This window comes from Streptomyces sp. NPDC006265, assembly GCF_040613555.1.
Lineage (GTDB): Bacteria > Actinomycetota > Actinomycetes > Streptomycetales > Streptomycetaceae > Streptomyces.
The window spans coordinates 1-11,718 of the sequence record NZ_JBEXSH010000193.1 but is presented as its reverse complement, the minus strand read 5'-3'; the positions used below and the strand labels follow the sequence as shown (position 1 = coordinate 11,718).

Annotated in this window: 12 protein-coding genes and 1 tRNA gene; 6 read left to right on the top strand and 7 right to left on the bottom strand. The window is 64.9% G+C overall.

The features are described from left to right. Together ABZ281_RS17890 and ABZ281_RS17885 are read right to left on the bottom strand one after the other, a co-directional pair. Positions 1-965, bottom strand: a 965-nt coding sequence (locus tag ABZ281_RS17890) for an FtsK/SpoIIIE domain-containing protein (RefSeq protein ID WP_356656524.1), incomplete at its 3' end; no start/stop codon positions are given. Between the two features lie 2 nt (positions 966-967). Then, a complete protein-coding gene (locus ABZ281_RS17885; RefSeq protein WP_356656522.1) occupies positions 968-1,321 on the bottom strand; it encodes a hypothetical protein in 354 nt (117 codons plus the stop codon). A gap of 332 nt (positions 1,322-1,653) precedes the next feature. On the opposite strand from ABZ281_RS17885, the gene ABZ281_RS17880 reads away from it, so the two are divergent. Beyond that, entirely contained in the window at positions 1,654-2,787 is a 1,134-nt protein-coding gene (locus ABZ281_RS17880) for an XRE family transcriptional regulator (RefSeq protein ID WP_356656520.1), read from the top strand. Here ABZ281_RS17880 and ABZ281_RS17875 read toward each other — a convergent pair. Beyond that, on the bottom strand, positions 2,771-3,565 hold the full coding sequence (locus tag ABZ281_RS17875) for an NUDIX domain-containing protein (protein WP_356656518.1): 795 nt from the start codon (positions 3,563-3,565) through the stop codon (positions 2,771-2,773). The two genes, ABZ281_RS17880 and ABZ281_RS17875, sit on opposite strands and share 17 nt — an antisense overlap. Positions 3,566-4,192: 627 nt before the next feature. After that, the gene (locus tag ABZ281_RS17870) at positions 4,193-4,837 is read right to left on the bottom strand and encodes a hypothetical protein (protein WP_356656516.1); all 645 of its coding nucleotides are present in this window, start codon (positions 4,835-4,837) and stop codon (positions 4,193-4,195) included. Between the two features lie 279 nt (positions 4,838-5,116). On the opposite strand from ABZ281_RS17870, the gene ABZ281_RS17865 reads away from it, so the two are divergent. From ABZ281_RS17865 to ABZ281_RS17855, 3 genes are all read left to right on the top strand, one after another. Next, the gene (locus tag ABZ281_RS17865) at positions 5,117-5,386 is read left to right on the top strand and encodes a hypothetical protein (protein ID WP_356656514.1); all 270 of its coding nucleotides are present in this window, start codon (positions 5,117-5,119) and stop codon (positions 5,384-5,386) included. Continuing rightward, complete coding sequence (locus ABZ281_RS17860; protein ID WP_356442084.1) at positions 5,387-5,527, top strand: hypothetical protein; 141 nt, start codon at positions 5,387-5,389, stop codon at positions 5,525-5,527. Between the two features lie 525 nt (positions 5,528-6,052). Then, complete coding sequence (locus tag ABZ281_RS17855; RefSeq protein ID WP_356656512.1) at positions 6,053-6,202, top strand: hypothetical protein; 150 nt, start codon at positions 6,053-6,055, stop codon at positions 6,200-6,202. A 294-nt stretch (positions 6,203-6,496) separates the two neighbouring features. Here the strand turns inward: ABZ281_RS17855 and ABZ281_RS17850 are convergent, their stop codons facing one another. The 3 genes from ABZ281_RS17850 to ABZ281_RS17840 all read right to left on the bottom strand — a co-directional run bounded on the left by ABZ281_RS17850 (position 6,497) and on the right by ABZ281_RS17840 (position 9,193). Further along, complete coding sequence (locus tag ABZ281_RS17850; RefSeq protein WP_356656511.1) at positions 6,497-7,030, bottom strand: hypothetical protein; 534 nt, start codon at positions 7,028-7,030, stop codon at positions 6,497-6,499. Positions 7,031-8,022: 992 nt separating this feature from the next. Continuing rightward, entirely contained in the window at positions 8,023-8,319 is a 297-nt protein-coding gene (locus ABZ281_RS17845) for a hypothetical protein (RefSeq protein WP_356656509.1), read from the bottom strand. Positions 8,320-8,914: 595 nt separating this feature from the next. Further along, entirely contained in the window at positions 8,915-9,193 is a 279-nt protein-coding gene (locus ABZ281_RS17840) for a hypothetical protein (protein WP_356656507.1), read from the bottom strand. Positions 9,194-9,272: 79 nt separating this feature from the next. On the opposite strand from ABZ281_RS17840, the gene ABZ281_RS17835 reads away from it, so the two are divergent. After that, entirely contained in the window at positions 9,273-10,028 is a 756-nt protein-coding gene (locus ABZ281_RS17835; protein WP_356656506.1) for a GntR family transcriptional regulator, read from the top strand. Positions 10,029-10,970: 942 nt separating this feature from the next. Next, positions 10,971-11,052 (top strand) — tRNA-Arg (locus tag ABZ281_RS17830). The last annotated feature ends 666 nt before the right edge of the window (positions 11,053-11,718 follow it).

The following is an 11,718-nucleotide window of genomic DNA, read 5'->3' as shown; positions in this document are numbered from 1 at the left end:
GTTGACGGTGAACCCGGAGTCCGGCGGTGACTGCACGTTGTCGCCGCCGGCGAAGAGCGCTTCTCCTCCTCCTTCGAAGCGAACAGGGCGAGTTCGGCGACCTCGTCGACCAGGACCACGACGGGGACGGGGCGGATGTCGTCGGGCAGGTCCCAGATGTCGGCGGCGATCTCCGCATCCGGCACCGCGACACTGATGCGCTGCTCAGCCCGGATCAGTTGGTAGACCTCCTCCATGTGGGACACCAGCGCTTCGAGCAGCTCCAGGGCGGTGTCGGGGTTATCGGCCAGGGCGGAGAACCGGCGTGCCAGCGGGAAGAGTTCGACGCCTTGCTTGCAGTCGATGCCCACGAGGGCGACGGGCTGCGAGGCGAGCCCGGCGACCAGGTTGCGCTGGTAGACGGACTTGCCGGACTCCGTGGCACCGAGGGTCAGGCCGTGGGGGACGGCGCGGTAGTCGCGGTAGTGCACCGAGCCGTCCTCCCGCAGCGCGACCGGAACCCGCATCGGACGTGCCTCGGTCTTGGCGGGCATCTGGACCTGCTTGAGCACGTCATAGCCGGTCATCCGCACCTCGACGACCCCCGAGCGGACCTCGCGGGAGGTCACGCCGTACATCCCGAAGGAGTGCCGCAGCCGGTCCGTTGAAGCCGCCACGTCGAAGGCGTCCTGTCCCGGTCGGAGCTTGAGCCGAAGGACCAGGCCGGTCCTGGTCGGGCGTAACCGCAGGATGCGCGGCACCCGGGACTCCGGCACCGGCCGATTGGCCACCCGGGCCAGAGCCAGCCGCCAGCGCGAGGGCGGAACCGTCAGGCCACAGGCGTCCATGACCGAGGCGTAGCGGACCAGGACCCGCACCGTGGCGACGAGGACCCCGAAGGTCAGCCAGTACCAGGCGGGGCGCCGCCACCGCAGGAGACCCGCAGCGGCGACGACCACAACCACAGCGACCATGAACCAGGTCATGATCAGGCCGCCTCAGAGGCCGAGCCAGTGGCGGCCAGGGAGGTGACGGCGACCGCGCGGAAGGCGATCCCGTGGCGCTTCTGGCCGTTGAACTCGTTCTCCCACGGCCGGGCGATCAGACCCGTCAGCGCTACGGGGGTGCCCATGGCCAGGTCGCTGGAGATACCGGGCTCCGGGACGGTGACGGACAGGATCTCGACTTCGTCGTTGGCCGCGAACATCACGTCCACGGTCATCAGCTTGACGCCGTCGGCGTCGAGAGCGATCTCGCCGGTCCGGCGGTCACGGACCTTGGGCTGCGGGGCCTTGGCGACCATCACGGTCGCGCCGGACGTCTCAACGGGAATCTGACGCATGATGGAACTCCCTTGCGAGGGGCGGGAGCGGCGTACTTGCTTGGCGGTGGGTAGCCGCTCTCGTGCATTGACAGATGAATGCAGCAAAGCTGCGGGGAGTGCGCCCCAACTGGTGCGCACCAGTAGGCTGCATCTGGTGCGCACCAGATGTCAAGCGCTGTCGCTGCTTCGGCATCTCAACTCGCCTTGCTGCGATGGTTCTAGGGAACCGTCTCCGCCAACGCCCCGGTAGCCAACAGGGGTTAACACCTGACGCGTTAACCCCTGCCGACCTGCGGTGATCTCAGGCATGCTGCAATGAGGTCTCTGTAACCCAGGCAGGGCGGCGCCACGTGACGAACGGACTCAAGACAGCAAGGAGCGCACGGGAGTGGTCGCAAGAGCGGCTCGTTCGGGAGATCGAGCGCTATGCGCGACAACACATGCTCGACGTCGCATCAACAGCCAGCCTGCGCGTGTACGTCTCGGAGTGGGAGAACGGCCGGCGCTCCATCTCAGCCCGCTACGCGAAGATACTGCGAGCGCTGCTCGGCATCACGGACGACGAGCTGGCGGGCGGGACAGAGTTGCTGGTGCCTGCCGCCACGACCGACGGATACGACGAACTGATGGGACGTATCGACGCGGCTCGCAGCATCAGCGTGACCATGGTGAGCACGTTCATGGATCAAACGGAACTGCTTAGGACCGTGGACCGGCAGATGGGCGCAGCAAGCCTGGTCGACCAGATGACGGCCCACCTTGCGACGCTTGAGGACGCTCTCACCTTCGCCGTCCTGCCCGAGACACGGCGTCCAGTCGCACGTGCCTTGGCTGGAGCAGCGACACTGGCTGCCTGGCAAGCACTTGACGTCGGAGCCATCGAGCGAGCCTGGCGGCACTACGAGTTGGGCAAGCGAGCCGCCCAAGAGGCCGAAGAGCCGATGTACCTGGCACACGCTACAGCCGAACAGGCCTACGTCCTCTGCGACGCCGGACGCGCGCCCATGGCAGTGCAGCTCATACACGAGGCCCAGCGACTCGGCGGAAAGGCCATGTCCCCACGCCTCACAGCCTGGCTGTACGCCGCAGAAGCCGAGATATGCGCCAGAGCGGGTATGCCCGACGAGTGCAAGCGCGCACTGGAGAGCGCGGCGCGCTCCCTGCCCTCGGGTGACGAAGCCCGTGACCCCGACATGCTGAGCATCTTCCTCAACGGCGGACACCTCGCCAGATGGCGGGGGAATGCGCTGGCCCTGATCGGGGACGATGAAGCGGTAGAAAGCCTCTACACGGCCCTGGACACCGCCGATCCGACGTTCATTCGGGCCTCCGCAGGTTTGCGTTGCGACCTGGCCCAGGCGCACATAGCCCGCGGCGAGTACGACCAGGCGCACAAGCACCTCCGTCAGGCCCGCTTGATAGCGAACCGCACCGGGTCCGTACGCCAACGGCGTCGAGTCGAACAGCTCACGCAGCGTTTGTAGGCGGAACTCCAGCACCTCGTGCGGAGAGGACATGGAGCAGGGCCACGAGCGTTCCGGAGCCCATTAGTTCACCCCGCGCCATGAGGCCAGGAATGTCGGCGAGCGGCACCCAGGCGATGTGCCCGGCCTCCTCCAAGTCGGAAGGCTTACCAACGAGCTTGGCGCCCTTGCCCACGAAGATGTCGTGCGGCGAATCGACCATGCCCACCATGGGCTGATACGTGACCACGTGTTCCAAGGAATCCGGCCGCCAACCAGTCTCCTCCTCGACCTCACGCAGCGCCGCCTCCAAGGAGTCCTCCCCCTCGTCGACGATGCCGCCCGGGAGCTCCCACCCGAACGAGTCGGGCACGAAGCGGTAGCGCCACATCATCAGGACACGGTCCTGGTCGTCGATCACGGCCGCGATGGCCACGTGATGAAGTTTCACGACATGGTGCTCGAAGCGCTCGACCCCTGGCGGTTCGACGTCGACGAGGCTGAGCTTCACCCAGCGGTTGTCATACAGAGTCCGCTCGCCATGGATCTGCCACGGTTCGACATCAGCCGGCGCCTGCGTCGTCACAGACCGATCCGGCACTCGGTAGGAGCTACGGCCGTGTACCTCAATCACACTCTCCGCAACGAGCCTGGCGAGCACCTGCCGTAGCGCGGTCCGGCCGATGGCCAGCTCTTCCGACAAGGTTCGCTCAGACGGGAGCTTGGAACCTGGCGGGTACTGTCCCGTCGCGATCCACTCGCGAATCGTGCGGTAGACCCGCTCCGACTTGGGTCCCATCCGGTCAGCACGCTCCCTGTCGTCCTCTTATGTCGGCCAGCACAAGCGTAGCCCGGAGCCCACTCTCAAGAGTAGGCACTGACCAACGTGGACGATCCGCAGCCAAGACGAGGCAAGCGGCGTCAAGCATCTCCCGGGACCGGACAGATCAGCAGATCAAGAGCGCGGTAGAACTTTCCCTACTTCATCAAGCCCCGGCTGCGCTCCGCTCCGCCGGGCGCGCTTCCCGGCTCCGCTCCGGGCGCCGCTCCTGCCTTCGGCCCGCTCCGCCCGGGCTGCGCCGACGCGCGCCCACATGTGGGACGGGCCGGTGATCATGAGTCGAGAGCCGCGGGAGCGCGGGCAACGCTCCAAGCATGCCTCCGGCGGGGGCGCTCAGGCTCCGAGATGGCGGGGGCGCCGTCCGCGAGTGCCGGCCGGAGTAGTGGCGTGCGCGGGGAGCTCCCATCCCGCCCGCCATCGACCCAGCCAGAGCCGAGCAGACGCGGTTCCTGGCGTCCAGGTCGTTCGTACAGTGGCGCGCTCCACCTGGACGCCAGGAACCACGCCCGCTCCACGGTGTGTGGGTCGACGGCAGACGGGATGGGAGCTGGGGTGAGTGGTGAGTTGAGGTGGACGGCCCGGCATCTAAACGAACAGGTGAGCGTGCGCCTCGTAGGACTTCAAGAACTCATGCGTGATCTGGCGGACCGATACAGCCGCAACATTCCCATCAAAGGGCAGATGGGCGCCTCCGGCAGCGTTTGATGTAAACCCGAGTCCATTGTGCTTGGCGAGGCTCTCGTACGCCGCGTTGAGCTTTGGATCCACGTGCGCACCCCCTTCTTTGTTCGCCATGGTCAGCACGAACTTCCTCCGACACCAGAGCGTCCCGTCGGAATCCCGGGTGTGCTCGTCGTTCCACCAAGCGTCAAAGAGCGCTGGTGGGTGGATCCGACTCGGAGGAAGCGGGATCACATCGAGCGGAGCCACGTACGATGCCCCAACGCCCACAGCCATGCGCATGATCACTAGCCCAGGGGCTGCTGGAATCAGATTGTTCGGGTCGATACGGGACGTGGTGTCAGTGAACGTCATCTGCCCTTTCACACCAAGCTGCCCAAGCAGGGAGTGACTGTTAGACGTGTCATGCACAAGTACACGCAAAGTCGCAGCAAGGCGCTTAGCCTCAGCCTCGCAACCAGCATCGAATGATGCCGCGGAGGCCTTTAGGAAGCTGACGCTCTCCTCCAGCAGTTCGAGTAGCCCTGCTCGGTCCCGCTGTCCAGCCATCCCGTTCCACCCCTGTTCGCTTTATCTACGAAGAAGCATAGGCCCATGAAATCGACTTCATCTCCCGATTTGCGGAGGATGAGAGCCCACGTCAAGCCTGCGTGGCACAGGGGTCGGAACCCCTATAGCGGTCCCGGCGGTCATCTACCTACGTGCCCCAACCGTGCCCGATCGAGCGGGAAACCACGGGGACCGGGCCGTCACGGTCATTGGACAGGAAAACGGCCCCCGGCCAAACACCCAGGCCAGGGGCCGTTCTCACTGTCGTGCCATCGCCGAGTGTCCGCCCCCGTCTCGGTCCCAGCAAAGCCACTCGACCATCCGCCGTCGCTCGATCCCGGGGCCGTCGAACTCGTGCGGCGTGCCCTCGGCGACGCCCGCCGGGTCGAGGACGTACCGCAGCCGTGCGGCGGCCAACTGGTCGTCGAAGGCGGAGACGGGGCACCGCCGATCGTGCGCTGCACGAGTCCGGGCTGCGGTCGCACGGGACAGAAGCTGCGCTCGAAGTCGCCTGAGGTCGTGGCACTGCACGAGCAGCTCAAGGGCTAGATGTTCATCAAGGTCTACCGTGTTCTGAACTATGTCGACGAGTTCATCAACTGCAAGGTGAACGAGATGCCGGAGATGGGATACGCCGTCGACGACGAGGTCGACGAAGTGCTGCCTGAGATCGTCCCGTTCACCGAGTAGGGCATGTGCGTCGAGACCTCGTGAAGTTCGACTCCTTCCACAACGACCTGCAGCTCGCCTCAGCTCTACGTTTCACGTGAACTTGCGTGCGAGCGCGGGCAAGTTGATCAACATGGCCGGGGTTCGCACAGTCTCGTACACGGCGCAGCGGCTCGACTTGCTGCACCGTGCTGCCACTTCAGGCTCAGCGCACGGTCAAGCTGCCCGGGCCGGACCTCAACTGCTGTGCGACAGCTGACCGTTTGTCTTGACCTCGAGAAGCACCTGGTGTCAGTGCCGTGCGTCAGAATAGGGCGCGCGGTCACAGCCGTCGCCGGAAACGGCGGCGGCCCCCTGGGTGAGAGCAGGAGGCCGCCAACAGAGTCAGAAAGATCAACCCACAAGGAGGTCGAAATTCCCAGCAACCGGAAGTGTAGGCGCTGCCAGTGTCAGCGGCCTACACCCAAGATCGCCCGCGCAGCGCGTGCACACCGTCGGATAGCCACCAGCCGTGCGGCAGCCCGCACGGCCCGTATGCACCGCCGGGTGAACAGGGCCCTCGCGGAATGCGGGGCGCGACACCACTTCCGGCGCCTCCTCAGCACCGCTGAGGACGAGCTGGTCCGTATCGGCGCGAAGGCGAGCCTCAGTGGGGTCGGAGCGCTCGCGCTCTACTGGTGGCATCACCACAGCTGAGCCCCACTTCGGTGCCGCGCTCTCAGCGGGCGCGGCACCAGTTCAGCCCATCACCCGATGCAAAGCATGTCAATGCCGTCCAAGTAGGGCGCGAACTCAATCCACGAGCGCGATCCGAGCAGCGTGGCTGCGTCCCAGCCGCCGGGAGCCGGCTCGGCCTCCTACCGACGGACTTAACGGGCAGGTCCACAGACTGCCCGACGCGCCGGAAGCTTACGGGGCCATGATCACTCGGCCCAAAGCCGCTCCGCCGTACCTCGCGTTCTCCCAGTTCTGCACCTTGCCCGCCTCACATTACTTGCGAATCAAATCCCACTCGGCAGCACTGAGCACCGAAAGAGGACTATCAGGCTTCCAATCATTTGGGCGAGGGAAGAGAAACTTTGGCCATTGAAAATTAGCAGATATCGTAAGTACAGCACATATTAGCAGCAGGCAGGCCGTCAAGATCACCGCCCAGGATCTTCGATAGGAAATGAGCAGAGCGGCCATGCCGAGCAGGGTTCCCGATATTCCGACGGTGGTCGCCAAGGTGATGCTCCGAAAATACTTGCTGAGCAGCCACGCGTCCTGACGCTGGAATATTCTGATATTTTCGACCTTTTCCGCATCCATCTTGGCTTCCGGAACCCATTCCAGCCTCTCGCCAGGGCTTGACGTGTAGCGCGTTGCGATGCTGATGAAGAGCAGAGCCGAGAGGAGGAAAGCGACTGCGCCTCCGAAGAATGCAACCGCTAGATCACGCCACAATCCCCCTGACTCCTTGGCTGCTACTACTGCATTCGTAAGTGAAAATCCTCCGAGAATCGCTATTGGCGTGCCCGCCACGGAAGACAGAGCGCGTTGAGAGTTGAGCTCACGAGCCCAAGTCCAAATTGCCACTTCATCTCCTATGAGTGCCTAGGGCAGGGAAAGGGGTTGGAGTTGGGACACCATGGGCATGTGAGGCGCGCGAGCGGGACCCTTGTTACGCTCTGAAAATTCGCATCCTGCAGAATTCTTTGAAAGTGGCCCTCTGCGATGCCGGATCCAGGATGTGCGCGAACTCGTTCGACTACTGCATCGATGTCAATTCCCGGATTCTCATCATCCAGCCGAGCCACCCATAGCTTCTCCCCCCGGGAAATCCTCGGAACTCGACCGTTAACTCGGCGAATCCGATGATTCATGTAAACCAATTCGGGGGTACCGCGCTCCTCTCCAGTTGCGACCGTGGATACAACTAGCGCCTTACGCGCTCTTGGGCTTTCTCTCCAGTCGTGCTGCCCTGACTCTACGTATCGACTTTTCCCGACGATCACGATATCACCCGGTGAAGCAATTCGGCCCTCTGCGGAATTCTCCGTCATGACACTCCGACTCCCGCGCACATTTCCCATTTTGCTTTCCTGGACGATCTGCATCGAAGCTACACGGCTTATTCTGCTGCAGCGAGCGCAGGAGCCCATTTGGGGGAAGGCGCCGCATGGTATGGCTCCCACAGTCCAGGTCGGGGTGACGTGGCATGCGCGCGATCGCGCTACGGATCAGAAGGTCTCTGACATCTACGGCTGACATCAACGACGCCGGACAGGGAGCGCTCCCGTCCGGCCGCAGCAACGCCAGCCCACCCCGCTAGGGTCAGCTCTGGATCGAACTCCTAATGCGGTGCTCACGCACGAGCGCCCCTCCCGGGCCGTCCTCGGGCCTGGAGGGGCGCTTAATGGTGACCAACATCGACAGGTGCCGACAGCTCAGCAACAGGTCAGAGCGGTGATCGATTTGACGGCCACGGGTCACGGCCGCCGGTGATCAGTTGTGACTGAGCAGCACTGTTCCTCTCAGGGGCGTTGAGTCGCGACGGGACTACGCCCGCGGCTGGTCGCCACACGTAGCACGTCTCGCAGTGCGCTGGTCAGCTGGGCGGCAAGAAGGTTCAGCTCCTCCGGGTCTTCGGTCTCGTCGTCGAGTACCTGACGCGAGTGCTCCAGCAGTTGAGACGCCATGCCGAGTTGGAACGCCTCGATGTGGTCCGCCAGGCGGGAGACGTAGCCGCCTTGGTCATCGGTGCTCAAGTAGCACGGTTTGCCATCCGGCCCTGCCCACGGGAGAAGCCGCAGTTCGTCCTGTGTCGTCATTCCTGCGTGAGCCTCTCGGTGATCTCGGCGTTCGGTGCCGGCGGGCCGGTGGATGCCGACTCGCTCACCGCTTGGCTCCCAGGCCCGGACTGACAAGGCGCCGAGTGACAAAGGCAGTCGCAAGCCTCGTAGATCAAAGGCAGGTCGACCGGCGCCGATTCCGGAGAGGATTCCGCGCAGGCTCGGTGCGTGCCGATCTGGCAGGCAGTCGAGCGGTACGAGGTGTCCGTGCCAAGAGTCTGTCGCTGCGAGGGCATCAGTGGACCCTCAGGAGAGTCGACCACGCGTCGGTGGGCAGTTGGGGAGCGATGACAACCGTCGGGCGCCGTCGCGCGCGTTCTTCATGAGCCAGAACGTACGGACGGACAAGTGCGGTGTCCTCACCCCGGAGCGGATGCCAGTGACCCGCTCCGTCGAGAGCGGGGTCCAGGACGACCGTCGACTCGTCAGCGGATGCAGCAGAAGCGGAAACACGTGTCGGCCGAGACGGTCGTAAGGGGCGGCGGTGCCTGCCCTTGGGGAAGTCCTTGGGGAAGTACCGCACTCTGGTGAGCGAGGCGGCACGGCGGATACGGTTGAGCACGCTGGTCAGCTCCTATCGCTGATGGCCCGGTCCCCCGACATCGCCCGTCGTGGGGACCGCTTTGCGTACGACCGCCCAGAGGGTGCGGTCGTTCAGGCTGGTGGCGAGGAGTCCGAACCGGTCGGCCTCAGCCACAGCCTTCAGAACCTCCCGCCATAAGTCGGAGGGGAGTGATTCAGGCACCTCCGCCTCGACCGAGGTGTGCCGGTCGTGCTCCTCCAAACGCGCAGGAAGCCCGAGGTCGGACAGTCGGGCAGCGATGGCTGCCGCGCGGACTCCCGAAGCGGGCACAGGGCAGCCTCCGTTAACCGGCGATCACTTTGAGTGAAGCTAGTTAACTAGATTAGAGCTAGTGGACTAGATTTTCCATATGTCTGAGCAGCCGCCCTACCTCCGCATCGCCGACGAACTCCGGCGGCGGATCGCGGAGCACATGTGGGAGCCGGGAGACCGCCTGCCGTCGCGCGCTCAGATCGGCCAGGAGTGCGGCGTCGGCGAGAACGTGGTCCGCCGGGCGCAGGAACTGCTGATCTCCCAGGGCGTGCTGGAAGGCCGCGCCGGATCGGGGACCTACGTCGCCGAGCCCCGGCAACGGGTACGTATCGTCCGGTCGTCCGCGCGCGAGCAGCCCGAGAAGTCGCCGTTCCGTGCGGATATGAAGGCCCTGGGCAAGCAAGGCGACTGGGAGAGCAAGACCGACGCCAAAGTGCCGGCCCCGGCCGACATCGCCGCCCGACTCGGAATCGCCGAGGGTGACCTGTGCGTCCGAACCACGTACGAGTTCCTCGCCGACGGCAGGCCGGTGCAGCTCTCGACGAGTTGGGAGCCGTACGACCTCACCGCGGGCACACTCGTCGTTCTTCCTGAGGGAGGCCCGCACGCCGGGGCCGGTGTCGTGAACCGCATGGCCGCGATCGGCGTCACTGTGACCCACGCCGTGGAGCAGCCCGAGCCACGCCAGGCGACCGCCGAAGAGGCCTCACTTCTGGGCATCCAGAAGGCCGCACTCGTCACGCACATCCGGCGGACGTACTACAGCGACGACGGGCGCCCCGTCGAGACAGCGGACATCGTCGTGCCCGCCGCTCACTGCGAGATCGTCTACGAGATCCCGATCAACCGATAGGTGCAAGCGCTCGGCTGCGGCGCGACCATCCCCGGCGCGGTGAGCAACCGGAGCCCGAAGGATCCTGCGTGTCTAACTGCGTGACAACGCCCACGAACAGCGGCGGACAACCGCGCACACCTGCGGACCATCGCAGCAGGTGAGAGGCGTACCGGCCCAAGGCCAGCCACACACCCAAGTTGCTTCGGGACGAAGGGGTCGAACTTCAACCTGGCGGGGTCGAGCTGCGGTTAGATGGCAGCGTGGCAGTAGCTGAACTCATCCTCAAGTACGTTGAGGCACTTGTATGGCCAGTAGTGACGTTGGTGCTTGCCTGGGCGTGCAGGCATCACCTCAAGCGGGCCTTCGCCCGTATGACGCGACTGGAGACCCCGGCTGGCGCTATCGACTTCGCTGAAGAAGCACGACGCACGTTCGACGGAACCCGGGAGCAGACCTCGTCGTCACCTCCAGGAGAGTCCGGACGGCCATCCAAGCACCTGCCCTCACAGGCCGGCAACGTTGTTCGTCCTCACTTGCACGCACGCTCCACTCAACACGAAGCTCTCGAGCAGGCGCTGGACCTGGTCGGTAGTTCTCCTGACAGTGCCGTGATGCTTGCCTGGCGGGCTGTCGAGGTCGCTTACCGCGATCTGCTCGGCGGTACACGGTCCGTGCAGGAGGCCGCACGGCAGCTTGAAGCGAGGGGCCTGCCGCACTCAGTCGCTGAGACGATGGTCCGTCTTGCGCGACTGCGAGCTCGGGTCTCCCATGGCGATCACACCGTCTTCCCGGACGCGGCCTTCGACTTTGTAGCCAGCTGCGAAGTCGTGCTTAGCCATCTAGAAGTCATCGCCCGACCCAGCGTCGAACTCTCAGAGCACTGATGCGAAGCATGTCAGTTCCCTGGTCTGTCGAATGCGTGTCGAAGTAGCACCCGTCCAAGCTTGGCGAGCGAAGACAGCCAGGTGGGAGGTGGTCACCCGCTGATCCGCCCCAGCGCCTTCTAAGCGCTTGGCCGCAGGTTCGAGTCCTGCCGGGGGCGCGTATTTATGCAGGTCAGAGCCAGTTTTGAGCCCTTCGCAAGATCACTTGCGGAGGGCTTTTTCGTTGCCTCGAAGGGTGTTTTACCCTGATTTTCCCCCTCGCTTCAGGCTCCCCGTCCCATATACGTCCCCCAGGTCGGGAGTCATCCCACGGTCTGTCATCACCTGCGGGCGAGCAATGCCTGGCCAGAGCCATTCTGACGGCTCATCGGGTGGGCATGGAGCAGGCGCCAAAACGGCACCTGCTCTGTTTCCTGCCCGGGTATAGCGGTGGGGGCGGATCAGCAGGAAGTGTGGCCGGGCGGCGTGTCGTCGGCGCTCACCTCGGTCATGCGTTCAGGCGCCATCGAGAGCATGCTCGCTGCGCGCGGACTCTCGCAGCCACGACCGAGAGCCCGCCGCTCCATCGGCGGCGGGGGTCTGCTTTCGGCCCAGGTCGTCCTGAACATTGCGGGGGTGCACGTCCTCCATACCGTCCTAAAGCGGGTTGAACATAACCGGGATCTGGCGCATCGCGCCGCTCATGACGTATGCCCTCTCTTCGTGCGAAGCGACGAAGAGAGGGGCCGTCCACGCAGCGCCGCCGCGGCGAGCACGCCGACGGCCAGGGCCGCGCCGACGGCGGCGCCCTTGCGCAGGCCCGTGCCGGAGGACCGGGAGCGTGG

Excerpts from the sequence above, each read along its gene's own strand:
- ABZ281_RS17885 (WP_356656522.1), bottom strand. The coding sequence starts at position 1,321 with ATGCGTCAGATTCCCGTTGAGACGTCCGGCGCGACCGTGATGGTCGCC.
- ABZ281_RS17860 (WP_356442084.1), top strand. The coding sequence starts at position 5,387 with ATGTTCATCAAGGTCTACCGTGTTCTGAACTATGTCGACGAGTTCATC.
- ABZ281_RS17835 (WP_356656506.1), top strand. The coding sequence starts at position 9,273 with ATGTCTGAGCAGCCGCCCTACCTCCGCATCGCCGACGAACTCCGGCGG.
- ABZ281_RS17845 (WP_356656509.1), bottom strand. The coding sequence starts at position 8,319 with ATGACGACACAGGACGAACTGCGGCTTCTCCCGTGGGCAGGGCCGGAT.
- ABZ281_RS17870 (WP_356656516.1), bottom strand. The coding sequence starts at position 4,837 with ATGGCTGGACAGCGGGACCGAGCAGGGCTACTCGAACTGCTGGAGGAG.
- ABZ281_RS17875 (WP_356656518.1), bottom strand. The coding sequence starts at position 3,565 with ATGGGACCCAAGTCGGAGCGGGTCTACCGCACGATTCGCGAGTGGATC.